25 protein-coding genes are annotated in these 23,052 nt (G+C 69.4%); 15 read left to right on the top strand and 10 right to left on the bottom strand.

From position 1 onward, the window contains the following. Positions 1 to 50: 50 nt before the first annotated feature. Positions 51 to 1,097, bottom strand: coding sequence for a hypothetical protein (locus tag ACOACQ_RS12330; RefSeq protein ID WP_378596770.1), 1,047 nt, complete (start codon positions 1,095 to 1,097; stop codon positions 51 to 53). Positions 1,098 to 1,295: 198 nt separating this feature from the next. Next, a complete protein-coding gene (locus ACOACQ_RS12335; RefSeq protein ID WP_420288372.1) occupies positions 1,296 to 2,999 on the bottom strand; it encodes a phytoene desaturase family protein in 1,704 nt (567 codons plus the stop codon). Between the two features lie 250 nt (positions 3,000 to 3,249). Here ACOACQ_RS12335 and ACOACQ_RS12340 point away from each other — a divergent pair, with 250 nt between their 5' ends. The 3 genes from ACOACQ_RS12340 to ACOACQ_RS12350 are packed head-to-tail and all read left to right on the top strand — an operon-like array spanning position 3,250 to position 6,515. Next, entirely contained in the window at positions 3,250 to 4,602 is a 1,353-nt protein-coding gene (locus tag ACOACQ_RS12340) for a WS/DGAT/MGAT family O-acyltransferase (protein ID WP_420288373.1), read from the top strand. Positions 4,603 to 4,605: 3 nt separating this feature from the next. Next, a complete protein-coding gene (locus tag ACOACQ_RS12345) occupies positions 4,606 to 5,256 on the top strand; it encodes a hypothetical protein (RefSeq protein WP_420288374.1) in 651 nt (216 codons plus the stop codon). A gap of 20 nt (positions 5,257 to 5,276) precedes the next feature. Then, positions 5,277 to 6,515: a DUF445 domain-containing protein gene (locus ACOACQ_RS12350; protein WP_378607080.1), complete on the top strand. Its 1,239-nt coding sequence runs from the start codon at positions 5,277 to 5,279 to the stop codon at positions 6,513 to 6,515. 9 nt (positions 6,516 to 6,524) lie between these two features. Here the strand turns inward: ACOACQ_RS12350 and ACOACQ_RS12355 are convergent, their stop codons facing one another. After that, the gene (locus ACOACQ_RS12355; protein ID WP_378607083.1) at positions 6,525 to 7,748 is read right to left on the bottom strand and encodes an acyl-CoA dehydrogenase family protein; all 1,224 of its coding nucleotides are present in this window, start codon (positions 7,746 to 7,748) and stop codon (positions 6,525 to 6,527) included. 75 nt (positions 7,749 to 7,823) lie between these two features. On the opposite strand from ACOACQ_RS12355, the gene ACOACQ_RS12360 reads away from it, so the two are divergent. Continuing rightward, positions 7,824 to 8,444 carry a TetR/AcrR family transcriptional regulator gene (locus tag ACOACQ_RS12360; RefSeq protein WP_420288375.1) on the top strand — a complete coding sequence of 207 codons (621 nt, stop codon included), beginning with the start codon at positions 7,824 to 7,826 and terminating at the stop codon, positions 8,442 to 8,444. Here ACOACQ_RS12360 and ACOACQ_RS12365 read toward each other — a convergent pair. Continuing rightward, positions 8,410 to 9,051, bottom strand: coding sequence for a TetR/AcrR family transcriptional regulator (locus ACOACQ_RS12365; RefSeq protein ID WP_378607089.1), 642 nt, complete (start codon positions 9,049 to 9,051; stop codon positions 8,410 to 8,412). The genes ACOACQ_RS12360 and ACOACQ_RS12365 overlap by 35 nt on opposite strands. A gap of 119 nt (positions 9,052 to 9,170) precedes the next feature. On the opposite strand from ACOACQ_RS12365, the gene ACOACQ_RS12370 reads away from it, so the two are divergent. Genes ACOACQ_RS12370 through ACOACQ_RS12385 form a run of 4 tightly spaced genes read left to right on the top strand, consistent with a single transcriptional unit; the run spans position 9,171 to position 13,463 of the window. Next, positions 9,171 to 10,364, top strand: coding sequence for a thiolase family protein (locus ACOACQ_RS12370; RefSeq protein ID WP_420288376.1), 1,194 nt, complete (start codon positions 9,171 to 9,173; stop codon positions 10,362 to 10,364). Between the two features lie 50 nt (positions 10,365 to 10,414). Further along, positions 10,415 to 11,179 (top strand): 3-hydroxyacyl-CoA dehydrogenase, encoded by a 765-nt coding sequence (locus ACOACQ_RS12375; protein ID WP_420288377.1) that lies wholly within the window; start codon positions 10,415 to 10,417, stop codon positions 11,177 to 11,179. After that, positions 11,176 to 12,372 (top strand): acyl-CoA dehydrogenase family protein, encoded by a 1,197-nt coding sequence (locus ACOACQ_RS12380; protein WP_420288378.1) that lies wholly within the window; start codon positions 11,176 to 11,178, stop codon positions 12,370 to 12,372. The genes ACOACQ_RS12375 and ACOACQ_RS12380 overlap by 4 nt, the downstream gene beginning before the upstream one ends. Beyond that, positions 12,369 to 13,463, top strand: coding sequence for an LLM class F420-dependent oxidoreductase (locus tag ACOACQ_RS12385; protein WP_420288379.1), 1,095 nt, complete (start codon positions 12,369 to 12,371; stop codon positions 13,461 to 13,463). The genes ACOACQ_RS12380 and ACOACQ_RS12385 overlap by 4 nt, the downstream gene beginning before the upstream one ends. Before the next feature lie 107 nt (positions 13,464 to 13,570). On the opposite strand, the gene ACOACQ_RS12390 is transcribed toward ACOACQ_RS12385, so the two are convergent. Beyond that, positions 13,571 to 14,005 (bottom strand): winged helix-turn-helix transcriptional regulator, encoded by a 435-nt coding sequence (locus ACOACQ_RS12390; RefSeq protein WP_378607109.1) that lies wholly within the window; start codon positions 14,003 to 14,005, stop codon positions 13,571 to 13,573. 102 nt (positions 14,006 to 14,107) lie between these two features. On the opposite strand from ACOACQ_RS12390, the gene ACOACQ_RS12395 reads away from it, so the two are divergent. Continuing rightward, positions 14,108 to 15,274 (top strand): thiolase family protein, encoded by a 1,167-nt coding sequence (locus tag ACOACQ_RS12395; protein WP_378607112.1) that lies wholly within the window; start codon positions 14,108 to 14,110, stop codon positions 15,272 to 15,274. A 1-nt stretch (position 15,275) separates the two neighbouring features. After that, positions 15,276 to 15,971 carry an SDR family oxidoreductase gene (locus ACOACQ_RS12400; RefSeq protein WP_420288380.1) on the top strand — a complete coding sequence of 232 codons (696 nt, stop codon included), beginning with the start codon at positions 15,276 to 15,278 and terminating at the stop codon, positions 15,969 to 15,971. Here ACOACQ_RS12400 and ACOACQ_RS12405 read toward each other — a convergent pair. Then, positions 15,966 to 16,340: a winged helix-turn-helix transcriptional regulator gene (locus tag ACOACQ_RS12405; protein WP_420288381.1), complete on the bottom strand. Its 375-nt coding sequence runs from the start codon at positions 16,338 to 16,340 to the stop codon at positions 15,966 to 15,968. The genes ACOACQ_RS12400 and ACOACQ_RS12405 overlap by 6 nt on opposite strands. Before the next feature lie 97 nt (positions 16,341 to 16,437). Between ACOACQ_RS12405 and ACOACQ_RS12410 the strand changes: the two genes are divergently transcribed. Beyond that, the gene (locus ACOACQ_RS12410) at positions 16,438 to 16,833 is read left to right on the top strand and encodes a nuclear transport factor 2 family protein (RefSeq protein WP_420288382.1); all 396 of its coding nucleotides are present in this window, start codon (positions 16,438 to 16,440) and stop codon (positions 16,831 to 16,833) included. A gap of 32 nt (positions 16,834 to 16,865) precedes the next feature. On the opposite strand, the gene ACOACQ_RS12415 is transcribed toward ACOACQ_RS12410, so the two are convergent. The 3 genes from ACOACQ_RS12415 to ACOACQ_RS12425 are packed head-to-tail and all read right to left on the bottom strand — an operon-like array spanning position 16,866 to position 18,034. Continuing rightward, entirely contained in the window at positions 16,866 to 17,057 is a 192-nt protein-coding gene (locus ACOACQ_RS12415) for a hypothetical protein (RefSeq protein WP_378607124.1), read from the bottom strand. Next, positions 17,054 to 17,884, bottom strand: coding sequence for an SGNH/GDSL hydrolase family protein (locus ACOACQ_RS12420; protein ID WP_420288383.1), 831 nt, complete (start codon positions 17,882 to 17,884; stop codon positions 17,054 to 17,056). Before ACOACQ_RS12420 ends, ACOACQ_RS12415 begins: the two co-directional genes overlap by 4 nt. A gap of 15 nt (positions 17,885 to 17,899) precedes the next feature. Next, positions 17,900 to 18,034 (bottom strand): hypothetical protein, encoded by a 135-nt coding sequence (locus ACOACQ_RS12425; RefSeq protein WP_420288384.1) that lies wholly within the window; start codon positions 18,032 to 18,034, stop codon positions 17,900 to 17,902. 200 nt (positions 18,035 to 18,234) lie between these two features. Between ACOACQ_RS12425 and ACOACQ_RS12430 the strand changes: the two genes are divergently transcribed. From ACOACQ_RS12430 to ACOACQ_RS12445, 4 genes are all read left to right on the top strand, one after another. Further along, positions 18,235 to 18,954 carry a tyrosine-protein phosphatase gene (locus tag ACOACQ_RS12430; protein ID WP_420288385.1) on the top strand — a complete coding sequence of 240 codons (720 nt, stop codon included), beginning with the start codon at positions 18,235 to 18,237 and terminating at the stop codon, positions 18,952 to 18,954. 161 nt (positions 18,955 to 19,115) lie between these two features. Then, positions 19,116 to 20,459, top strand: coding sequence for a PucR family transcriptional regulator (locus tag ACOACQ_RS12435; RefSeq protein ID WP_378607134.1), 1,344 nt, complete (start codon positions 19,116 to 19,118; stop codon positions 20,457 to 20,459). Then, entirely contained in the window at positions 20,456 to 21,157 is a 702-nt protein-coding gene (locus tag ACOACQ_RS12440) for an SDR family oxidoreductase (protein ID WP_378607137.1), read from the top strand. The genes ACOACQ_RS12435 and ACOACQ_RS12440 overlap by 4 nt, the downstream gene beginning before the upstream one ends. Continuing rightward, positions 21,157 to 22,137 carry an NADPH:quinone oxidoreductase family protein gene (locus ACOACQ_RS12445; protein WP_420288386.1) on the top strand — a complete coding sequence of 327 codons (981 nt, stop codon included), beginning with the start codon at positions 21,157 to 21,159 and terminating at the stop codon, positions 22,135 to 22,137. Before ACOACQ_RS12440 ends, ACOACQ_RS12445 begins: the two co-directional genes overlap by 1 nt. 9 nt (positions 22,138 to 22,146) lie before the next feature. On the opposite strand, the gene ACOACQ_RS12450 is transcribed toward ACOACQ_RS12445, so the two are convergent. Next, entirely contained in the window at positions 22,147 to 22,944 is a 798-nt protein-coding gene (locus ACOACQ_RS12450; RefSeq protein ID WP_378607146.1) for an SDR family NAD(P)-dependent oxidoreductase, read from the bottom strand. Between the last annotated feature and the right edge of the window lie 108 nt (positions 22,945 to 23,052).

The raw sequence follows: 23,052 nt of genomic DNA on the forward strand, positions 1-23,052 counted from the left end.
GGCCCTCGGCCCGCCGCGGGTGCGACGGGCCGAGGGACGGGGCGTGCTGGTCAGACACCGACCTTCTCGGGGGGTGTGCTGCCCGGCGTCGACGTCGTCGTCGGTGAGACGGCACGTTCGACCCATCGGACAGGCGGCCATTCCGAGGAGGGCGGCTCGATGTCGGCGTTCCAGCCGATGCTCTCGATGTAGCGGTGGCGCGCCGAGGGCGTCATGAAGCGCGACTTGAACAGGCCCCAGAAGGTCCAGTTCAGGCTCGACTCAGTGCAGACGAGGTCACCCAGCTTGCTGATCCAGAAGACAGCGAGGAACAGCGATCCGGATCCGATGACCCACTGCAGCCAGACCGGGATGTCGGCGTTGATGGCCAGGAAGACCGGGAAGCCGGTGCCGAACTCTGCAGCCGTGGTGGCGACGATGCCGATCGGGACGACCCAGAGCATCTTGAGGCCCTTGCCCTGGACGCGCGGCCACACGTAGTGGAGCACGACGGCGATCGAGCAGATGGCGGCGCCGTTGATGAAGGACCAGTAGAACGGGAACTTGTAGAACTCGAACGGCTGCTGGCCGTAGTACTCGTAGACGCCCATGATCACGCCCGGGTGCTCCATGATCGCGTCACTGATGCCGACGGCCGCGAACATCAGGAAGAAGGCGCGCTTGTTGATGCCCTTCTGGATGATCGACCAGATCCAGTAGGCCTCCAGGCCCATGAACAGGGCGTAGCAGGGTGGGATCAGCAGGGGCACGGGGATGCCGAAGTTGGTGAAGGCCGGGCCGTGGATGTTCTCCGACCAGCGCAGGTGGCCGACCAGGTCGAGCATGGGCTCGCCGAGCGAGGTGCCGAAGCCGGCGAGCAGCATCAGCCAGGGCAGTGGGTCCTTGTGCTTGAAGAGCCGGACCGTTGCCCACGGGACGGCCAGGCCGACGACGAGCAGACCGGCCCAGAAGAGGAAGAACCAGGCATCGAAGTCGCTGGCGATGATCGGCGATGGGTGCGGGAGCAGGTTCCCGTAGCCGTCGATGGGGGAGTACCCGGGCTCGAAGCCCGGCGGTACGGGGACCGGATCGGTGATGTTGTCGGTGCCGAAGAGCATCGTGTGCGTCCTTCATGATCGTGGCCGACGAAGGCGGATTCGAACAGTGTGTTCGTTGATCGTACAAGTTGTGTGATTTTAAGGCTAGATAAATTTACGCGCAGTTTCCGATGCCGAGACGAAGCCGGCCCGGAGCTGCCGTCGGGCAGCTCCGGGCCGGTTCGTGGTCGAGGGCGGGCCAGCGCGCTCGACACGTCCTCAGCGGCCCGGGAAGGGGTCGTTCTGGCCGGAGGTGTAGTCGTCGCCCTTGCTGCTGCGACGGTCCTGGGTGAGCTTGGACCTGAGCTGGCCGATCCGGCCGCCCTTGTCCTCCAGGCCGAACTGCTTGAGCATCGTTCGGGCGGCGTTCTGGCCGGGCATGCCGCTGATGCCGGCGACGGGGTGGGTGCCCGACCCGGTGAGGAAGAGGCCGTCCACCGGGGTCTTGTAGCCGGCCAGGCCCGCGACGGGCTTGTTCGGGCCGAACCGGCTCAGGGTCGGGTCGACGTGGTAGACCGAGCCGTCAATGGCCCAGAACCGCTCCTCGATGTCGGGCATGACCAGGGGGCGTACGGCGACCTGCATCTCGTCGACACCCTTGTAGTACTCGTCGGCGTCCCTGATGACCGAGTCGGTGATCTGCTTGCGCGCGACGTCCCAACCGTCCTCGGGGATCGAGGGTGCAAGTCCGCTCCAGAACCAGAAGAGGTCCTTGCCCTCGGGCGACATGGAGGGGTCGAAGGCGTTGGTGACCTGGGCGAGGCCGGGGATGGCGTCGGGGACCTGGCCACGCACACACGAGCGCGCGGCGGCCAGCGCCTGCTCGTAGGTGTGGTAGCAGTTGCAGGCGATGCGCAGGTCGATGCCGTCGCCGCGCCACTTCTCGTGCTTGCTCATGTCGATCTTGCCCGAAAGGGCGACGTTGACCTTGAGGTCGGAGATCCCGCGCTTCTTGGTGGGGATGTGATCGGCGGCGTTCTGGACCTTGGGTGCGAGGACGCCGCGGGGCAGGAGCCTGGTGAGGGTCGTCTTGGGGCTGCAGGCCGTGAGGACGGCGCGCTTGGCCTTGATCTCGACGCCTCCAGCGATCCGGACGCCCACCGCCCGGTTGTTGGTCACCAGGATCTCCTCGACCGGCGACGACGTGATCACGTCGCCGCCGTTGTCGCGGATGACCTTGATCAGGGCCTTGGGCAGGGAGCCCGTGCCGCCGTGGAACATCGCGACGCCGTACTTGCTGAGGACGCCGAGGTAGATCAATGACCAGCCGGACAGATCGGCGTCGAACGGCATGAAGGGGAGGGAGGTGAGCAGGGGAGCCCGGATCATGTCGTGTTCGAAGGACTCCTCGATGGCCTCTGCCTGGGAGGAGGTCATCCAGCGGCCCAGGGCTGCCATCTGCTTGCGGTTCTTGACCAGCCCCTTGGCCGACTTCAGCACGTTCATGATCTCGGGCTTGGTCGGGCTGGTCTGCATCATCGGAAGGCCCAGCTCGACGGCGGCGTCGATCACTTCGTAGAGCTCGAGCAGTGCCCGGGCGTCCTTCTTGGAGAAGTACTCGAGCTCGGCGGCGGTCTTGCGGGGGTCGCGCCACAGGCCCAGCGAGGACCCGTCGGCTGCGAGCTGGAAGTGCGCGGGGTCGATGACCGTCTGGCGCAGCCCGTAGCGCGAGGAGAGCTCGAGATCCCGGTCGATGGTGGTGGTGCGGAACAACGAGGCCTGGATGGAGGCCTCGTTCATCATGTATTCCGGGGCCTCGGGGAATGGGTTCGTGGACGTCATGCCGCCGGCGGTCGGCGAGGCCTCGACGACGAGCACGTCAAGTCCGGCCTTGGCCAGGTAGGCGGCGGCCACGAGGCCGTTGTGGCCGGAGCCGACGACGACGACGTCGGCTTCGCGGGGAGTCTGGTCGGTCTGCGGCATGGCGGGCTTCCTCGGTGCGGGGAGGTGGATCGTGTTTTCTATTCCAGATTAGAGAAAGATTGCCGAATCCGCTACCTCGAATTTACGGTGCCATAGAATTGGACCCCGGCGGGCTGTCCGCGTCAAGGCCGGTCGTCGGCGTCCTGCTGGGGTGGCGGGAAGCATGTTGCCACTGACCATAAGTCAAGTTATGCTCAGCCGTGAGCGGGGCGCCAGCCCTCGCCGCCATGGGGCAAGCGGAGGTCACGTCATGAACAACATCGCCATCGGTGATGCGATGTTCCTGCTGGGCGAGGCCGCCGGCCGCCCGGCTCAGGTCATCACGCTGCAGCTGTACCGCCCGCCGGTCGATGCCGACCCGCAGGAGTGGGTCACCAGCTACTTCCAGCAGTTGCTCGCCAGCGACGACCTCAAGACGGTGTTCAAGCGGCGTCCCGCGCGCAGGCTGCTCTCGCCCTCCACGCTGCGCTGGATCGACGACGAGCCGGTGGAGCTCGACCACCACGTGCGGCACTCGGCGCTCCCCGGCCACGGCCGGGTCCGCGAACTCCTTGAAGCGGTGTCCGTGCAGCACGGGGTCCAGCTGGACCGGCGCCGTCCCTTGTGGGAGTTCCACGTCTTCGAAGGCCTCGAAGGCGGTCGCTTCGCCACCGCCTTCAAGACCCATCACGCCATTGCTGACGGGATGTCGCTGGCCAAGCACGTCCTCGGCAGCCTGACCCCGGACCCTGACGACCGGAGCTGCCTGCCGCCCTGGGCTGCGGGCCCGAAGCGACCGCGTCGGGCCTCCGTCGCGGCCAGTGGCCTGAGCCTGGCGCCCGTGCTGCGCGGCGCCACCGCCGTGAAGTCGCTGATCGAGATGGGGCGTGACGACAGCGCGACGGTGCCTTTCGAGGCGCCGCCGTCGCCCTTGAACGTCAAGGTCGGCGGCGCCCGACGCTTCGCCGGTGACCAGTGGCCGCTCGAACGGCTCAAGACCGTCGCCAACGTGGTCGGCGGGACGGTCAACGACGTCGGGCTGGCCATGGCCGGCGGCGCCCTCCGGGCCTACCTCGACGAGCTCGGAAGCCTGCCGGACCGATCGCTGATCGCGATGGTGCCGGTGTCCGTCCGCCGTGAGGGTGACGGCATCCCGGAAGGGGAGGGCAACGCCTTCGGTGCGATGCTCTGCGACCTCGGGACCAACCATGACGACCCGGTGGCGCGCGTCGACTCGATCCGGGGACAGACCCGCGCGGCGAAGGAACGCTTCGCAAAGATGTCCGCGGCCGAGATCCTCGCCGTCAGCAAGCTGATCATGGGCGGCGCGATCGTCTCCTCGCTGACCGGCATCACGGCGTTGCCCCGGCATCCGTTCAACCTGATCATCTCGAACGTGCCCGCACCCAACCAGCCGCTCTACTACAACGGCGCGCAGATGACCGACATCTACCCGGTGTCCATGATCTCCGAGGCCCAGGCCATGAACATCACCCTCACGCGTTACGACAACCAGATGACCTTCGGCATCGTGGGAGACCGCAAGGCGCTGCCGCACCTGCAGCGGATGCTCATCCACCTCGACGGTGCACTCGAGGCGCTGGAGAAGGCCGTCGCGAGGTGAACGATGGCCGCCGCCGATGACCTGCGACCGCTGGTCGATGCCTCCACAGCCCTGCTCCGCGCGACCGCGAACCTGGCCGGTGAAGGGAGCCGCCGGCTCCTGGGCGCCTCGCCGCGCCCCGTCGCGGCGGAGCTGGGGAGCGTCGCGCCGGTTCGTGCGTCGGCCCGCCGGCTCGGCGTACTGCTCGAACGGGCGCTGAGCCAGTCGAGCGCGGAGGCGGAGGACTCCCTGCTGGACGCGTTGGTGCGAGGCCTGGTCCCCGACGAGGCCCGGATCATTGCGGCCCTGGCTGCTCGCGACTGGAGTCCGCTGGTCCATGTCGAAGCTCGCCGTGACGGCGAGGAACACCTGGGCCTGCGGAACGCCTCGCTGATCGGGCGCCAGGCGGGCATCGCCCTGGTCCGACGTACGCCGACCTATGTGACCCGACTGCTCGACACCGGACTGGTGGTGGCGACGCCCGAGCGCGAGGACCGCGGTCAGGAGTACGAAGTGCTCCTCGCCGAGCCCGACGTCCTGGATGCGATCCGCGCAGCCGCTCGCGGTCCGCTGGGGCCCCGCATCCGAAGGGGTGGGATCGAGCTGTCCGACCTCGGCCGGGAGCTGTGGGCTGCCCGGCAGGTCGGGCCGCGGGCCGTGGGGCAGTCCGTGTGAGGGCGCACCTGGTTGCCGCGGTGCAGACCTGGCCCGAGATCCGCGCGGACGTCGCCGAGTACTGGTACATCTACGCGTCGATGCCGTTGATCGCGGCGCTGATCGGGTACGTCACCAAGATCGTTGCGATCGAGATGCTCTACCGGCCGATGAAGTTCGTCGGCATCGGGCCGTTCGGATGGCAGGGACTGGTGCCGCGACGGGCCGGAAAGGTCGCTGCCGTCACCATCCGCCTGCTCACCGAGAACCTGTTGCGGGCCGAGGACCTGCTGGCGCGGTTCGACGGCGCCGATGCGGTGAACGAGCTCCGTGTGCCACTGGCGCGTGCAGTGGACGAGGTGGCACGGGAGGTCGTCGACCAGATCACGCCCGGCGGCTGGGATGCCCTGCCCGACCCCGTCCGTCGTCTGGTGCGCGCCCGGGTCCAGCAACAGGCGCCCGGCATCGTGGATCGACTGATTGCGGAGATCCGCGGCGACGTCGACCAGTTCATCGACCTGCATTACCTCACCGTCACCACGCTGGTGCAGCACAAGCACCGCCTCAACGACATGATGCGCCAGACCGCCGGCAGCTCGATGCTGTTCCTGCGGCGGACGGGACTGGTCTTCGGCTTCGCCATCGGCCTGGTCCAGACCGTGGCCTGGGCCTACTGGCACAACGTCTGGATCATGCCGGTCTTCGGCCTGGTCACCGGCTTCCTCAGTGACTGGATCGCGCTCACCCTGCTGTTCCGGCCGAGTGAACCGCGACGGATCCTCGGCAAGCGGATGCACGGTGTGCTGCACGCCAGCCGTGACCAGATCACCCGCGACTACGCACGCATCATGGCCGCCGACCTGTTCCAGCCAGCCGCCCTGCTGGAGTCGGTGTTGACCGGTCCCGGCGCTGATCGGTTGTTCGTGATGGTCCAGCGGGAGGTCGACGACGTCGTCGCCAGGTCCCTCGGTCCGGCCAGGTCGCTGGTGGCCGTCGGGATCGGCACCGAGCGCTACGACCAGATGAAGGCCACCGTCGTACGACGCGTGCTGACGCTGCTGCCCGAGATGCCCGAGGTCGAGGACTATGCCGCTCGGGTGCTCGACGTCGAGAACGTGCTGGCGGAGAAGATGGCGCAGCTGTCGACCGAGCAGTTCGAGGGCATCATGCGGCCGATCTTCAAGGACGACGAGTGGCTGATGATCAGTGTCGGCGCGTTGCTCGGGTTCCTGGTCGGCGAGCTCCAGGTCGAGCTGGTCACGCACCTCGGCGGCGCGTGACCAGACGGCTCAGCCGGTGATGTCGCGACCGATCAGGCGTCGCGCGACGATCCATTGCTGCAGCTCGTTGGCGCCTTCGAAGATCTCGAGGATCTTGGAGTCGCGGTACATCTCCTCGAGGCGGACCGATTCGCCGGACTCGGAGACCTTGCGGGCGAAGCCGAGGGCGCCGTGGACCTGGATGGCGTCACGCACCATGTCGACCGCCAGTCGGGTGCCGAAGGCCTTGGCCATCGCGGCCTCGGGCTCGGCGGTGGCGTCGCCGGTGTCGAGGAGGTACGCCGCCTTCTGGTAGAGGCTGCGGGCGCACTCGATCTCGGTGGCGCGCTGGGCGAGGGTGAACTGCCAGTGCTGCATGGCGCCCAACGGCGCACCGAAGACCTCGCGGGTCTGCAGTCGGTGCACGGCCAGGTCCATCGCCGCCTGGGCGACGCCGACGCCGGCGGCGCCGATGCCGATGCGACCACGGACGAGCGCCGAGAGCGCCACTCCCATGCCTCGGCCGGGTTCCCCGAGCACGTGGGTGTGGGGGACGAAGACGTCCTCGAGCACGATGTCGGCGGTGATCTGGCCGCGGTGGCCCATCTTGAGGTCGGGCTCTCCGATCCGGACGCCCGGCGCGTTGAGGTCGACGAGCAGCATGGTGGCGCGGTTTCCGTCGTGACCGTCGCGGACCAGGATCGAGGCCCAGCCGGCGACCACGCTGTTGGTGATCCAGCGCTTGCGGCCGTTCACGATCCACCCGCCATCCGCCTGGATGGCCACCGTTCCGAGACGTTCGGCCGTCAGGTCCGAGCTGGTCGCCGGTTCGGTGGTGGCGAAGGAGAATGCGGTCTCGCCGGACACGAGGTCAGGGACCAGCTGGGCCCGGACCTCGGGGGTCGCGAAGGTGAGTGTCTGGGGGACGAGGATGCACTGGCCGTCGTACACGCCGGCCATGGAGGAGGACTCGTAGGCGATCTCCTCGGTGGCGGTGCAGGTCGCCAGCATCGGGAACTCCAGGCCGGCGCCGTACTCGGCCTCGAAGGGGAGGGCGAACACGCCTTCGGAGGCCAGGCCGCGGAAGGCGGGCCACGCGAAGCTGTCCCGCGACTCCTCGCGCTCACCGATCTCGCGGGCCACCGGGGCCAGGTGTCGGGCGACGGCCTCGCGGACCTGGGTGCGGACGCCGCGCGTCTCCTCGGGCAGCCACACGTCGTGGGACATGCGGTCCTGGGTGCGGGCGACGCTCATGGGGAACTCCTCGGAATCGGACGACTGTACGATTCAGTGTAATCGGACGAGCGTCAGATTCGCTAGACTCCGGAAGTGACCACTTCCGGGACTGCTTCCGAGAGCAAGGCCGCGCGCACCCGGCAGCGGATCCTGGCCGCGGCGGCGCACGAGTTCGCGCTGCACGGGTACGGCGGCGCGAGCCTGCGCCGGATCGCCGACGCGGCCGACCTCAAGGTGGGGAGCCTGGCGTTCCACTTCGCGACCAAGGACGACCTGGTGGCGGCTGCGCTACGGGACGGTGTCGACTCGGCACGCGAGGCGCTGGCCGGCGCCGTCGCCGCCGTCCCTGCTGACGCCACGCCCGTCGATCGACTGCGCGCCGCACTGCGCGGACACCTCGATGCCCTCCACGCCAGCGACGACCGCGCCTCCGCGGTGGTCCGGATGGTGGAGACGCTTCCCCCGCACCTGCGCGCCGACCACGTCCAGCACGAGCGCCGGTTCGGGAAGGTCTGGCTCGACGTCCTCTCCCGGGGAAGGGACGAGGGAGTCGTGCGCGACGACGTGGATCTCCGGGTGCTGCGCGACCTCGTCGTGGGGGCTCTCAACAGCACGTCCACGACCAGCCCGGTCGCCCGTCCCGCCCGGAGTGCTGTCGTCGAGACGCTCGTGGCCCTGCTCAGTCCAGCAGGACCGAGCGCGCCAGCTGCTTGAGCCTGGCGATGTGACGGCGGGTCGGCTCCTCCCGCGGGTCGAACGCAGTCGTCAGCGCCATGCCGCGCAGGCTGGTGAAGAGGATCTCGCGCAGGTCCTCGTACGCCGGGTGCGCGCTGAGCTCGGGGCCGAAGAAGGCGTCGAGGCCGGGTCGGATCACCCGGGCGAGGTCGCGCTCTCCGGGCAGCAGGGCTGCGCGGAGCTCGTCGTTGTGGCGCGCTGCGATCCACAGCTCGGTGGCCGCCCAGAAGTAGCCCTGGGTGAACGTCAGCGCCATGGCCTCGATCGCGGCATCGATGCGCTCGCCGGCGTCGGTCGGCCAGGTCTGGTCGGCGGCCATCTCGCCGACGCGGGCGTTCGCCAGGTGGTGGGCTGCCGCGGTCAGCAGGGCGTCGCGGGACGGGAAGTGGTGCAGCAGTCGACCGCGCGTGACGCCGGCCTGCTCCTGGATGCGCAGGGTGGTGGCGCCGCCGTACCCGTCCTCGAGGAGTACGTCGACGGCCGCGTCGAGGATCCGGCGCTGCACGTCGACGGTGCGGCTCTGGAGGGCGCGCTTCGGGGGCGTCCTCTCCTCGGACGGGTGGTCCGTGGACGACGTACCGGGCATCGGGTCCTCGTCCTTCTCGTGGATGGCCTCGTGGGTGACAGGGCGGCGGCGACAGGCTACAGTGCACTAACCAGTCAGGACTGACTGGTTAACTAAAACCTACAACCTGGAGGTGCGCGGTGCCCACTCCCGTCATCGTCGACGTCGTCCGTCTCGCGTCCGGCAAGGGCAAGATGGGTGGCGCCCTGTCCGGCACCCATCCGACGTCGCTGCTGGTCCACGTCCTGAAGTCGATCGTCGAGCGCAACGGCCTGGACCCGGTGCTCGTGGACGACGTGATCACCGGTTGCGTGATGCAGGGCGGCGAGCAGGCGCTCAACATCGGCCGTACCGCCGTCCTCGGCGCCGGCTTCCCCGAGTCCGTCCCCGCGACGACCATCGACCGGGCGTGCGGCTCCAGCCAGCAGGCGGTCCACTTCGCTGCCCAGGGCGTGGCCGCGGGCGCCTACGACATCGTGATCGCCGCCGGTGTCGAGTCGATGAGCCGCGTGCCGATGGGCAGCACCACGCAGGGCAAGGACACCTTCGGCCCCGAGCTGCACGCGCGCTACCCCGAGGGGCTGGTCAATCAGGGTGTGTCCGCCGAGCTCGTGGCCCGTGACTGGAAGTTCGACCGCGCAACCCTCGACGAGTACTCCGCCGAGTCGCACCGGCGTGCCGCCCAGGCCATCGCCTCGGGCTTCTTCGACAAGGAGATCGTCCCGATCACCGTGACCGATGCCGAGGGCAATGCCGTCGTTCACACGGTCGATGAGACGGTTCGGGCGAGCACCACGGCCGAGGGCCTCGGTGGGCTCAACTCGGCTTTCCGGACCGACGAGTACGCCGCCCGCTTCCCCGACGTCGAGTGGTCGATCCACCCCGGCAACTCCTCGCCCTTCACCGACGGTGCCTCGGCGGCGCTGATCATGAGCGAGGAGATGGCGAGCAAGCTCGGCCTCACCCCGCGGGCCCGCTTCGTGTCGTACGCCGTCGTCGGCTCGGACCCGCTGATGATGCTGACCGGTCCGATCCCCGCGACGCAGAAGGCGCTCGCCAAGGCAGGCCTGGGCATCGACGACATCGACGCCTACGAGGTCAACGAGGCCTTCGCGTCCGTCCCGCTCGCCTGGGCGCACGACCTGGGTGCCGACCCCGCGAAGCTCAACCCCCGCGGTGGTGCGATCGCCCTGGGCCACGCCCTCGGCTCCTCGGGCACCCGCCTGCTCGCCACGCTCGTCAACCACCTCGAGGCCACCGGCGGACGCTACGGCATCCAGACCATGTGCGAGGCCCAAGGCATGGCCAACGCCACCATCATCGAACGAGTCTGAGGGTTTCGAGGCTCGCTGCGCTCGCACCTCAACCACCGAAAGAGAGAACAATGCAGATCAACAACACCGTCGCCCTCGTCACCGGCGGCGCCTCCGGCCTGGGCCGCGCCACCGTCGAGGCCCTGCTCGCCAAGGGCGGCAAGGCCGTCATCCTCGACCTCCCGGGTGGTCCGGGCGAGGTCGCTGCGAAGGAGCTCGGCGACGCCGTCCGTTTCGTTCCCGGCGACGTGCGCAGCGAGGACGACGTGTTGGCCGCGATCGCCGCCGCCTCCGAGCTCGGGGAGCTGCGCGTCGTCGTGAACTGCGCCGGCACGGGCGATGCGATCAAGACCGTCGGCAAGGGCAACACCCCCTACCCGTACGACAAGTTCCAGCGGATCATCGAGATCAACCTGATCGGCAGCTTCAACGTCATCCGCCTCGCCGCCGCGCACATCGCCGGCCTCGAGCTGCAGGGTGAGGAGCGCGGGGTCATCATCAACACCGCCTCGGTGGCGGCCTTCGACGGCCAGATCGGCCAGGCGGCGTACGCAGCCTCGAAGGGTGGCGTGGTCGGCATGACCCTCCCGATCGCGCGCGACCTGTCGACCATCGGCATCCGCGTCGTCACCATCGCGCCGGGCCTGTTCGACACCCCGCTGCTCGCCTCGCTGCCCGAGGACGCCCGCAAGAGCCTCGGCCAGCAGGTCCCGCACCCCTCGCGTCTCGGCGACCCCAAGGAGTACGGCGCCCTGGCCGCCCATGTGGTCGAGAACCCGATGCTCAACGGCGAGACCATCCGTCTCGACGGCGCGATCCGGATGGCTCCGCGATGAGCAAGCCGGTCTCGCTCAACGCGCGTGGCGGTTTCTACACCGAGGACCACGAGGCCTACCGGGCCTCCGTCCGTGAGTTCATCCGTCGCGAGGTCGAGCCCTTCCACCTCGAGTGGGAGGAGGAGCGCCTCGTCCCGCGCAACGCGTGGACGGCCGCGGGTGCCAACGGCATCATCGGTCTCGCCGTGCCTGAGGAGTTCGGTGGCGGCGGCGAGCCCGACTTCCGGTACCCGATGGTGGTGGCCGAGGAGCTCGCGGCGATCGGCGCGACGTCGTACTGCCTGGGGCTGCGGCTGCAGGACGACATCGTGCTGCCCTACCTGCTCGACCTGTGCACCGAGGAGCAGAAGCAGCGCTGGCTGCCCGGTGCGGTGTCGGGCGAGAAGGTGCTCGCGATCGCGATGACCGAGCCGGGCGCGGGCAGCGACCTGCAGGGCATTCGTGCCACCGCGGTGCGCGACGGCGACAGCTGGGTGCTCAACGGACAGAAGACGTTCATCACCAACGGCATCAACGCCGACCTGGTCATCGTCTTCGCGAGGACCGACCCCGACGCCGGCTCCCGCGGCTACAGCCTCTTCGTCGTCGAGCGCGACGACCCGGGCTTCTCCCGGGGACGCAAGCTCGACAAGGTCGGCCTCGCCGGTCAGGACACCGCGGAGCTGGTGTTCGAGGACGTGCGCGTCGCTCCGGAGAACGTGCTGGGCGAGATCGGTGAGGGCCTGATCTACCTGATGCAGCGCCTGCCCAAGGAGCGGCTCTCGCTGGCGGCGCAGGCGCTCGCCGGCGCCGAGGCGGCGTTGGCGTGGACCGAGGACTACGTCTTCGAGCGCGAGGCGTTCGGCAAGCGGATCGGTGACCTGCAGGCCACCCGGTTCGAGCTGGCCGAGATCGAGACCGAGGTCGAGATGACCCGTGCCTACATCCAGAACGCCGCGCTGGCGCTGAATGACCACACGCTCACCGCGGCCGAGGCGTCGAAGGCGAAGCTGTGGGCGACCGAGATGCAGGTCCGGGTGACGTCGCGCTGCCTGCAGCTGTTCGGGGGCTACGGATACATGAACGAGTACCCCATCGGCCGAGCCTTCCGTGACTGCCGGGTGCAGACGATCTACGGCGGCACCAGCCAGATCATGAAGGAGATCATCGGCCGCGACATCGCCGGCCGCTACCCGAAGGAGGCCGGCCGATGAAGCTGGGCATGATCATCGACTACGCCGGAGGATTCGACGAGAGCGTCGAACTGATCCAGGCGTACGAGCAGGTCGGCCTCGAGATGGTGGCGATCCCGGAGGCCTACTCCTTCGACGCCGTCAGTCAGCTGGGCTTCGTCGCGGCGAAGACCGAGAAGGTCGAGCTGATGTCAGCCATCCTGCAGGTCTACTCCCGGACCCCCGCCCTGACCGCGATGACCGCGGCCGGCCTCGACTTCGTGTCGGGTGGCCGGTTCACGCTCGGCCTCGGCGCCAGTGGCCCCCAGGTCGTGGAGGGCTTCCACGGCATCAAGTACGACGCCCCGTTGGGTCGCACGCGCGAGGCGGTCGAGATCTGCCGCAAGGTCTGGCGACGCGAACCGCTCGACCACGACGGCAAGTACTACCGGATGCCGCTCACCAAGGAGCACGGTGGTTCGGGCCTGGGCAAGCCGCTCAAGCTCATCAACCACCCGCTGCGGGCCGACATCCCGGTCTCGATTGCCGCACTGGGCTTGAAGAACGTCGAGCTGGTCGCGGAGATCTCCCAGGGCTGGCAGCCGTTGTTCTTCCACCCGCTCAAGGCGCAGCAGGCGTGGGGCGAGTCCCTGGCGGCCGGTTTCGCGAAGCGCGATCCCGCGCTCGGCGAGCTCGACATCCAGCTCCAGGTCAGCTTCCACGTCGGCGAGCCGACGCCCGAGATCACGGCCACGGTGCGCAACCAGCTGGCGCTGTACATCGGTGGCATGGGTGCGCGGGACAAGAACTTCTACAACCAGCTCGCCTGCCGCTACGGCTACGAGGCCGAGGCCAGGGACATCCAGGACCTCTACCTGTCGGGCAGGAAGGCCGAGGCGGCAGCCGTCGTACCCCAGGACCTGGTGGAGGCGGTGACGCTGATGGGTGACGAGGACTCGCTGCGCCGCCAGCTCGCGGAGTTCCGCGAGGCCGGTGTGCGGACCCTGTTGGTCAACCCGATGGCCGCGACGCCGGCCGACCGGGTGGACCACGTCGGCCGGCTCGCCGGCCTGCTCGCCGAGGACCGCACGGAGGGCGTCGAGTCGGCGCCAGACACCTCGAAGTCCTTCTGATTCGCACTACGGATCAGCAGGTCTGGGTTCGAATCGCTACCGGCGCAGATCGACTCACCGCGAAAGCCCACGTCATTCGGCGTGGGCTTTCTGCCTGCATGACCTGATCAGCTGGCGTCGGTGACCAGGGTGACCGAGCCGGGTTGCGTGATCTCGCCGCAGGCCCGGCAAGCCACGGCAGCGTGGAAGGTCTCGCCGCAGGTGTGCGTGAACACCATGGGCGGCCCGCCCGGGGGCGCGACGTACTGGTCCCCCCACTCGCGCAGCGTGGCGATGATCGGACGCAAGGCCTCGCCGGCCCCGGTGAGGTGGTACTCGAACCGCGGCGGTCGGTCCTGGTACTGGGTCCGGTGCACGAGGCCAGCGTCCTCGAGCTTGCGCAGCCGGTTGGTCAGGATGTCGCGCGGCGCTCCGGTGTAGCGGACGAACTCGTCGAAGCGGTGGTTGCCGAGGACCATCTCGCGTACGGCCAGCAGGGTCCACTTCTCGCCCACGAGCTCGAGGGTGCGGGCGATCGAGCAGGGGCGTACGTCGGTGGACATGCCGCCAGTCTAAGTGGGTTGGAAGTCACAACCAAGTTAGTTGGAAAAACCAACTGACTGGCCTACGGTGGGGGCACCAGTCGCCCAACGAAGGGATCCACCATGTCGTCAGCCGTCATCGTCGACGCCGTCCGCACCCCGGTTGCCAAGGGCAAGCCCGGTGGCGCCTACGCCGACATCCACCCCGTCGACCTGCATGCCGTCCCGCTGCGCGCCCTCGTGGAGCGCACCGGCATCGACCCCGTCGTCGTCGACGACGTCATCAGTGGTGCCGTCGGCCAGGTCGGCGAGCAGTCGGGCAACACCGCGCGGTGGGCACTGCTGGCGGCTGGCTACCCCGAGTCGGTGCCCGGCGTGACCGTCGACCGCCAGTGCGGCTCGAGCCAGCAGGCCCTGCACTTCGCCGCCCAGGGCGTCATCGCCGGTGCGTACGACGTCGCCGTCGCCTCCGGTGCGGAGTCCATGTCGCGCGTCCCGATCGGCTCGCAGACCCTCGGGGCGGACTTCGCCGGCCCGGCGGTGGCGGCCCGCTACGCGCCTTCGCTGATCCCGCAGGGCATCGCGGCCGAGCGGATCGCGGCGCGCTGGGGCTTCTCGCGCACCCAGCTCGACGAGTTCGCTGCGCTCTCCCACGACCGGGCCACCCGGGCATGGAAGGACGGCCTGTTCGACGGCGAGATCGCACGCGTCAATGACCTCGCGATCGACGAGACGATCCGCTCGTCCACGACCACCGAGGGCCTGGCGGGCCTTCGCCTCGCGTTCGCCGACGACGTGTGGACCGAGCGCTTCCCCGAGATCGACTGGAAGGTCACGGCCGGCAACAGCTCGCCGGTCAACGACGGCGCGGCCGCCCTCCTGGTCACCTCGGAGGAGGCCGCGGCGCGGCTGGGGCTCACGCCCCGGGCGCGGGTCCACTCGTTCGCCGTGGCCGGCGACGACCCGCTCTTCATGCTGACCGGCATCATCCCCGCCACCCGCAAGGTGCTCGAGCGAGCCGGCCTGACCATCGACGACATCGACGCCTTCGAGGTCAACGAGGCGTTCTCCTCGGTCGTGCTCGCCTGGCAGGCCGAGACCGGCGCCAGCCTCGACAAGGTCAACGTCAACGGCGGCGCAATCGCGATCGGGCACCCGCTCGGCGGCTCCGGCGCACGCCTGACCACCACCCTGCTCAACGTGCTCGAGCAGCGCGAGGGCCGCTTCGGCCTGCAGGTCATGTGCGAGGCCGGCGGTCTCGCCAACGCCACCATCATCGAGAGGATCTGACATGCCGATCACCGACGTCGTCCTGGTCACCGGCGCGAACGGGGGACTGGGCACCGAGTTCGTGCACCAGGCCCTCGCCCGCGGCGCGACGAAGGTCTATGCGAGCGCCCGCAACCCGAAGGACTGGGCGGACGAGCGCGTCGTACCGCTCGCCCTCGACGTCACGGACCCCGCGTCCGTGGCCGCCGCGGTCGATGCCGCGCCGGACGTGACACTCGTCGTCAACAACGCCGGGGCGTCGAACGGAGCCTCCGTGCTCGGGTCGCCGGACGCGCTGCGCGACCTCTTCGAGGTCAACTTCTTCGCTCCCCTGGCGGTCGCGGACGCCTTCGCTCCCACCTTGGCCGCCAACGGCGGCGGAGCGCTGCTCAACGTGCTGTCCGTGCTGTCGTGGATCGGCATCGGCGACGGCTACAGCGCCACCAAGGCGGCGCTCTGGTCGGCGACGAACACGCAGCGCCTCCAGCTGGCCGCGAACGGGACGCTCGTCACGGCCCTGCACCTGGGCTACACCGACACCCCGATGACGGCGGGTCTCGACGTCGAGAAGAACGATCCGGCCGACGTCGTCGCCCAGGCGTACGACGGCCTGCTGGCCGGCGCCCACGAGGTGCTCGCCGACGACGTCTCCCGGCAGGTCAAGCAGGCGCTGGCGGGACCGCTCGAGCAGCTGTACCCCCAGCTCTCCGGTTCATGATCGATCCGGGCGCTGGTCGTAGTCCTCGCGGGCGCGCAGGACCAGCTCGATGTGTTCCTCGGCCCAGCGCCCGAGCGCAGCGAGGGGACCCTGCAGGGTCTGACCGAGGGCGGTGAGCTCGTACTCCACGCGTGGTGGCATCTCGTTGTACATGGTGCGGGTGAGGATCCCGTCGCGCTCGAGGTCGCGCAGGGTCTCGGTGAGGACCTTGCCGCTGATGCCGTCGACGGTCTCGCGGAGCGCGCCGAACCGGAGCGGCCCGTCGTTGAGCGCGATCACGATCATGGCGGTCCACTTGTTCGCGATCTTCGCCAGGGAGGTCCGTGAGGGGCAGGTCGCGACCAGCACGTCCCATGCTGGGTTGGTCATCGAAATACCTTCGGTCGGGAGCCATTGGTTACGTTGAGGTGACAGGTTACCGAATGTAACCATTGGATCTCCACTCGTAAACCTGAGGAGATCAGAGATGTCCGAGCAGACCCCCGCTGTCGTGGCGGCCACCTACTTCGACGCACTGGGCCGCGGTGACGTGCCGACTGCCCTGGCGCAGTTCGACGAGGCAGTGATCTGGCACCAGCCGGGCGCCAACCGGTTCTCCGGCGACCACCTGGGCCTCGAGGCCGTCGGGGCATTGCTGGGCGGGATGATGGAGGTCAGCCAGGGGAGCTTCCAGCTCGCGGTGACGGGCCCGGCCATGGTCAACGGCGAGCTGGTCGCGGTGCCCGTGCGCTTCTCCGGCCGTCGCGAGGGAGCGTCGATGGACATGGCCGGAGTGGACCTGCTGACCGTCCGTGACGGCAGGATCATCGAGGTGCACCTGTTCTCCGAGGACGGCGCCGCCGAGGACGCGTTCTGGGGATGACGCACGTCCGCCCTTCGGCGTAAGCCTGGGCGTCAGCCGAGGCGGGCAGTCCCGTTGGGTGCCTCGAATGCCTGTAGCCACCAGGCCGCAAGTTCGGCTGCTTGCTCGGGGTCGAGACCTTCGTGGTCCTTCTGCTCAACCCCGGTGGTGGCGTAGGTGCGGGCATGTCCGTCCGAGCAGGCATCCAGGTCGGTCTTGGCGACGGTCCTGCGGTGCTTGATCACGGGTGGCCACCGCGCACGACCTGAACGAGGTCGCCTTTCATGACCTTGCCACGCGAGGAGTGCGGCCGGCGAAGAGCCGCCTGCAGGGCCTTTCGACCGAGTGAGGGGGCGAGGTCGCGAACGCGCCTGGCCACCCAGGGCGCTGCCTCGACCGCGAGCGTGCGTAGTTCACCCAGACGCGTGGTGGGATCCCCGTCAAGATCCAGGGCTGGTGGATCGAATGCCAGCCCGTGTTGGCTGAGCAGGGCGGAGAATTCGTGGGCCAGGGCCCGGTGCCCGAGCTCGGAAGGGTGCAGTCGGTCGATCGACCAGAACTCGCGGTCATAGACGCCGGGATGGCTGGCCAGGTCGACCTGCAACCCACCGTGGAGTCGGTGAATCTCGTCGTAGGTGGCGTTGAGTTCGTCGATCCGCTGCCGAAGGGGCCGAGCGAGACGGCCGGGGAGGCCAAAGACCCGGCTGTGATCGTGGAAGCGCACCGTCAGCAGCAGCGTCCCCTGTTCGGCCAGGCGGCTGGCGGCGTGGAGCAGGTCCGCACGGACGGCTGCGCTGTCCCAGGTGGAGCGCATCGTGTCGTTGAGTCCGATGATCAGGGATGCCAGGTGTGGACTGTGGTCGAGTGCCTCGCTGAGCTGCATGGATCGGGCGTCGCCGGCCGTCGCGCCCGGGTGGGCGAGATTGCAGAAGGAGACGTGGTGGTCGCGGGCGATGGCCTCGCACAACAGGCGCGCCCAGCCACGGGACCGTTCCGAAGCACGGTCACCCAGCCCATAGGTCACGGAATCGCCCAGGGCGGCAAAGCGAACGTAGCTGCGTGGAGGTGACATGGTGGCCCGCCGGGATCAGAGCGTGAACCAGGTGACGAGGAGCCCGAGCGTGCATCGGCGACAGCTCGCCACCGTGCCTCCCTGGCTCCTGATCTCACGGATCAGCTGCTCCAGCTTGTCTCGCGCAATCGTCGAGGTGTGCCATGTCATCGTGATCCCCCCTTGGTGGACCGGGGTGCTCGCTCGTCGAGCACATTTCGATGGTGCGCTTCTCGATGGCGCGGGGCGACTCCCCCAGGGATGACGCACGTCCGCCCTTCGGCGTACTCGTGGTGCCCTGACTGTCGGAGTCCACATGTCCCGCCGGGAGCGTCGTGGCCGCCCGGCCCGCAGCGCGCGAGTCTGGCGCCGTGACGCCTGAGCCCACCACGCAGACCCCGAGACTGCGCACCCTCGCCGGTTCCCACAATGTGCGCGACCTCGGCGGTCTTGCGACCGCATCCGGGCTCCGGGTCCGGACAGGGCAGGTCTTCCGAAGTGACTACCCGGCATTCGCGGACGCCGACACCGGGGCGCTCAGGGAGCTCGGGCTGCGCACCGTGATCGACCTCCGTCGGGGGACCGAGGCCGCCGTCGAGCGCGTGGACTGGGAATCGCGCGGGGTGATCTGCGAGCGGTGGCCGCTGACCGCCGGGCGCGGGAGCTCCTGGCACGCGCGCTACCCGGCGTACCTCGTCCACCGCCCGGAAACGGTGGTGGGGGCGGTCCGCGGGGTGATGTCGCCGGAGGGTCATGCGGTGCTGTTCCACTGCGCGGCCGGGAAGGACCGGACGGGCGTGGTGGCGGCGCTCTTGCTAGCTGTGCTGGGCGTCCCGGCCGACGACATCGTCGCCGACTACGTGCTCTCGGCGCCGAGCGTCGGGCCGGTTCTCGACCGTCTGGTCGGGATGGAGCTGTATGCCGCGATGCTGGCCGGCAGTACCGCCGAGGACCAGGAGCCGCGCGCAGAGCACATGCACGCACTGCTCGACTGGCTCGGCGAGCGGGGTGGAGCCGAGGGCTGGTTGCTCGACCACGGTGCTCCGGACGTGGAGATCTCGAACTTTCGCGACGCGATGCTGGAGGGCTGACGGTGCAGCCTCGCTCTTGCTTAAACGGTCAGACCATTCTAATCTCGGAGCATTGGGCCCCAAGCATCGTGCGCCGAGAGGGAGACAATCATGGCCGCTCCGAACCGCCCCGGACGGGATCGTTCGCGGCACGCCCACGCGCACGACGTGAGGCGACAGCCATGACGATCGTGGCCGACGCCGTCGCAGCGATCCCCGCCGACGAGCTCCGCCATCGGCACGAGGAGCTCAGCCGTCGGTACGGCGTCGAGCTGCGCCTCTCCTCCGTGGCCGCTTCCGGTGGCGGCATCTCCGGCCTCGTGCAGGCAGTCGCTGATCTCACCGCGAACCCGGTCTGGCTGATCGACCCCCAGCATCGCGTCGTCTCGCGCTCGGGCCGTGCGCGTGGATCCGACTTCCGGGTTCCGGACGTCGACCACCTGCTCGCCCAGCACGGACCTGCCGACCTCGAGTCCGGGAAGCCGCTCGTGGTGGCCGCCCAACCGGCGCGTCGCGTCGATCGTCGCCACCTCCTGATGCCCGTACGGCGCGACGACTCACTCTTCGCATGGCTCGTCATGGCGGAGGTGTCCGGTCGACTCGGGCGCGACGACCTCGCGCTGTTGAGCCGCGCCGGCTTCCACCTCGCCAGCGAGTACGTCGTCCAGCGGCGGGTCGCGCGGGCCTCGTGGAATGCCCGAGCCACCCTCGCCCGGCAGCTCGTCCGCGGCCACACCCGCGACGACGACATCACGGACGCCGCGGAGTACCTCGGGGTCCAGGCCGACGCGGACCGCGTCCTCGTGTACATCGCCGACGCACCCGGCGCCGAGTCCCGCGACGAGGAAGAGGTCTCCGCCCTGGCGTCGGCCGACCTCGGCGTGGAGGTCCTCGGTACCCGTGGCCGCGAGGGCATGATCCTGCTCATCGAGGCGCCCAGCGACCTGGCCCACGTCTCGTTCGTCCACGAGGTCAAGCAGGCAATGCGCCGGCTGATGACCGGTATCGGCGACCCGAACGCGATTGTCGGGGTCTCCGGCGTGACACGGGCGACCGCGCTCCAGAGGGCCTATCGCGAGACGCGAGAGGTCGTGCTCTGCGTCGACCGCTTCTCCCGGACGGGCGAACGGGTCATCGCCGTCGACGACCTCGGTCCAGCGCGACTGTTCGTGGCCAACGGGGACCTCGCTGCCGTACGCCGCTATGTCCAGGACGTGGTCGGGGCCCTGCTCGACGGCGGCCCGGGCAAGGCGGACCTCCTCCGCACGATGCAGTGCTTCTTCGACACCGGACGCAGCGTCCGCGAGTCGGCAGCACGGCTCGGCATCCACGAGAACACCGTGCGGTTGCGCCTCGCCAAGGTCCACGACCTCACCGGCCTCGATGTTGCCGCCAATGCCAACGACCAGCTCTCGACACAGACGGCCCTGCTCGTGCTGCGCCTGGAGGGCCACCCCGCCATCCCGGCCTTCGGGGAGTCGCTCGTCATCGCGGACAAGGCAGAACGAGGGAAGGACACCGCATGAGGAGGCGCCGAGCACTGGTGACCGGAGCAGGTCGGGAAGGCGGGATCGGGCAGGCGATCGTACGACGGCTGACGGACGACGGCTTCGATGTCGTCACCCTCGACAAGGAGCCGGGTTGCACCTGGCAGGTCGACATCGCCCGCGACGAGCTCCCGGACTTCGGCGAGATCGACGTCTACGTCGGCAACGCCGCCATCACCACCCTCTTCGGGTCGGCGCACAACTTCTCGCTCGACAAGTGGCAGCTCGACCTCGACATCAACCTCACCGGCACCTTCCGGGTGCTCCAGCAGTGCCTGCGCGGGATGCGGGAGCGCGGGTACGGCCGGATCGTCGTCATCTCCAGCACGTCGGGAACGCAGGGCATGCCCGCACAGGTCTCCTACGCCACGTCCAAGGCGGGACTGATCGGGATGGTCAAGACCGTTGCTGCCGAGAACGTCCGCACCGGCGTCACGGCCAACTGCGTGCTGCCCGGCATGACCGCGTCCTCCGGCATTCTCGGCATGCCCGAGGAGGTCAAGGACGCTTGGCTGGCGAGCCTGCCCAACGGCTTCGTCGCACCCGATGACATCGCCAACGGGGTGGCCTTCTTCGCCAGCGAGACCTCCGGCATGGTCACCGGTCAGCTGATGACCGTCGACGGGGGCGACGAGCTGAACACCCGCTCGGTCACCTCCTCGGTCGCTCGCCGCTGATGCGTGGGCTGGTCGTCCGGGAGACCACCGGCCCGGCCGCCGTCGCCGTGTCCGACGACCTGCCGGAGCCGGAGGGCGCACACCTGTGGGCCGCAGGCGAGCGCCTGCTCGTCGAGGTCCGTGCCGCCGCGGTGTCGTTCCCCGATCTGCTGCAGAGCCGGGGCGCCTACCAGCACGGAGTCCCGGCGCCGTACGTCACCGGAGGCGAGTACGCCGGCGTGGTGCTCGAAGCACCCGCGGACTCCCGATTCCGTCCCGGCGATCGGGTGGCGGGCTTCTGCGTGTGGGGAGCCGCGGCCCAGCGGGTGCTGGCGATCCCGCGCTACACCGTGCGCATCCCGGACGAGATGCCCTGGGCATCCGGTGCGGCCTTCTTCCTCAACTACGCGACGGCATCGTTCACCCTGCGCCGCGCGGGCTTCGCCGACGGCGAATCGGTGCTCGTCCACGGCGCCGCCGGCGGCGTGGGTACGGCCATGCTCGACCTGCTCAGGGGTCGGGCCCAGCCGAGCATCGCGGTGGTCTCCTCGGACGCGAAGGCAGAGGTCGCCCGCGTCTGCGGTGCGGACGAGGTGCTGCGGACCGACGAGGACTGGTCGCACCGGGTCCGGGAGATCACCGGGCACGGCGTCGACGTGGTCGTCGACCCCGTGGGCGGTGACCGCTTCACCGACTCGCTGAGGGCGCTGGATGTCGGCGGACGGCTGATGGTCGTCGGTTTCGCCGACGGGGCGATCCCCGAGGTCAAGGTCAACCGGCTGCTGTTGCGCAACCTGAGCGTGATGGGCGTCGCCCTCGACCCGTGGGAGCAGCGCTTCCCCGGCTATGCGCCGGAACTCGTCGCCGGGCTCGAGGCGGCGGCCGCGGAAGGCCGTGTCACCCCGTACGTCGGCCACCGGCTGCCGTTCGAGCAGGCGGTGGACGCTCTGGGCGTCCTCGACCGCCGTGAGGCCCACGGCAAGGTCGTCATCGAGCTCTGAACGCCCGGTTCACAGCAGCAGGACGCCGCCGTCGACCGGGATGCTGGCACCGGTGATGTACGCCGAGGCATCGCTGGCGAGGAACACCGCCGTACTCGCGATCTCGGATGGATCGCCCAGGCGCCCGGCCGGGACCCGGGCGTCGATGATCTTCTGCTGGTAGCGGGGGCTGTAGTGGGCCGTCGCCTCGGTGAGGAACACCCCGGGGAGGATCGCGTTGACCCGGATCCCCTTGCTGCCCCATTGAGCTGCGAGGTCGCGGGTCATTCCGAGGACCCCTGCCTTCGCCGAGCTGTAGCCGGCGGCCGGCATCTTCGCGGTCGTCACGGCCATCACGCTGGACAGGTTCACGACGGAGCTGCCGGGCGGCATCACCCGGCCGGCCGCCTGGGCCATCCAGTAGGAGCCGAAGAGGTTGACGTCGACGACCCTGCGGAAGTGCTCGGGCGGGTCGTCGGTCGCAGCGTTGTAGTCCCCGCCGATGCCGGCGTTGTTGACCAGGACGTCACAGCCACCGAGCTCCTCGACCGCCGCAGCGACGAGGCGGTCGCACTCGTCGACCTGCGTCACGTCGGTCTCCACCGCGATGCAGCGGCGGCCCAGGCCTTCGACCAGCGCCCGGGTCTCGTCGAGCATCGCCAGGCGGCGTGCACCGATGGCAACGTCCGCTCCGGCGGCGGCGAGGCCCTGGGCGATCGCGACGCCGAGCCCGCTCGAGGCACCCGTCACGACTGCGACCTTGCCGTCCAGCCGGAAACGGCTCTGCCAGGCGGGGCCGTCGTACTGACTGGGGGTGTGGTTGTCCATGGACCGGTTCTACTCGCTGCAGCACCACCGAACGATCGTCGCGGGACCGGTTGATGTGGGCCTCTCCACCGCTGACCGGACCATCCGTTGTCGCGTTTCGTCGTGGGT

This window comes from Nocardioides sp. CPCC 206347, assembly GCF_048654605.1.
GTDB lineage: Bacteria > Actinomycetota > Actinomycetes > Propionibacteriales > Nocardioidaceae > Nocardioides.

Excerpts from the sequence above, each read along its gene's own strand:
- ACOACQ_RS12405 (WP_420288381.1), bottom strand. The coding sequence starts at position 16,340 with ATGACCAACCCAGCATGGGACGTGCTGGTCGCGACCTGCCCCTCACGG.
- ACOACQ_RS12380 (WP_420288378.1), top strand. The coding sequence starts at position 11,176 with ATGAGCAAGCCGGTCTCGCTCAACGCGCGTGGCGGTTTCTACACCGAG.
- ACOACQ_RS12400 (WP_420288380.1), top strand. The coding sequence starts at position 15,276 with ATGCCGATCACCGACGTCGTCCTGGTCACCGGCGCGAACGGGGGACTG.
- ACOACQ_RS12335 (WP_420288372.1), bottom strand. The coding sequence starts at position 2,999 with ATGCCGCAGACCGACCAGACTCCCCGCGAAGCCGACGTCGTCGTCGTC.
- ACOACQ_RS12390 (WP_378607109.1), bottom strand. The coding sequence starts at position 14,005 with ATGTCCACCGACGTACGCCCCTGCTCGATCGCCCGCACCCTCGAGCTC.
- ACOACQ_RS12385 (WP_420288379.1), top strand. The coding sequence starts at position 12,369 with ATGAAGCTGGGCATGATCATCGACTACGCCGGAGGATTCGACGAGAGC.
- ACOACQ_RS12445 (WP_420288386.1), top strand. The coding sequence starts at position 21,157 with ATGCGTGGGCTGGTCGTCCGGGAGACCACCGGCCCGGCCGCCGTCGCC.
- ACOACQ_RS12435 (WP_378607134.1), top strand. The coding sequence starts at position 19,116 with ATGACGATCGTGGCCGACGCCGTCGCAGCGATCCCCGCCGACGAGCTC.
- ACOACQ_RS12410 (WP_420288382.1), top strand. The coding sequence starts at position 16,438 with ATGTCCGAGCAGACCCCCGCTGTCGTGGCGGCCACCTACTTCGACGCA.
- ACOACQ_RS12345 (WP_420288374.1), top strand. The coding sequence starts at position 4,606 with ATGGCCGCCGCCGATGACCTGCGACCGCTGGTCGATGCCTCCACAGCC.
- ACOACQ_RS12355 (WP_378607083.1), bottom strand. The coding sequence starts at position 7,748 with ATGAGCGTCGCCCGCACCCAGGACCGCATGTCCCACGACGTGTGGCTG.
- ACOACQ_RS12440 (WP_378607137.1), top strand. The coding sequence starts at position 20,456 with ATGAGGAGGCGCCGAGCACTGGTGACCGGAGCAGGTCGGGAAGGCGGG.
- ACOACQ_RS12395 (WP_378607112.1), top strand. The coding sequence starts at position 14,108 with ATGTCGTCAGCCGTCATCGTCGACGCCGTCCGCACCCCGGTTGCCAAG.
- ACOACQ_RS12375 (WP_420288377.1), top strand. The coding sequence starts at position 10,415 with ATGCAGATCAACAACACCGTCGCCCTCGTCACCGGCGGCGCCTCCGGC.
- ACOACQ_RS12450 (WP_378607146.1), bottom strand. The coding sequence starts at position 22,944 with ATGGACAACCACACCCCCAGTCAGTACGACGGCCCCGCCTGGCAGAGC.
- ACOACQ_RS12365 (WP_378607089.1), bottom strand. The coding sequence starts at position 9,051 with ATGCCCGGTACGTCGTCCACGGACCACCCGTCCGAGGAGAGGACGCCC.
- ACOACQ_RS12340 (WP_420288373.1), top strand. The coding sequence starts at position 3,250 with ATGAACAACATCGCCATCGGTGATGCGATGTTCCTGCTGGGCGAGGCC.
- ACOACQ_RS12425 (WP_420288384.1), bottom strand. The coding sequence starts at position 18,034 with ATGACATGGCACACCTCGACGATTGCGCGAGACAAGCTGGAGCAGCTG.
- ACOACQ_RS12330 (WP_378596770.1), bottom strand. The coding sequence starts at position 1,097 with ATGCTCTTCGGCACCGACAACATCACCGATCCGGTCCCCGTACCGCCG.
- ACOACQ_RS12420 (WP_420288383.1), bottom strand. The coding sequence starts at position 17,884 with ATGTCACCTCCACGCAGCTACGTTCGCTTTGCCGCCCTGGGCGATTCC.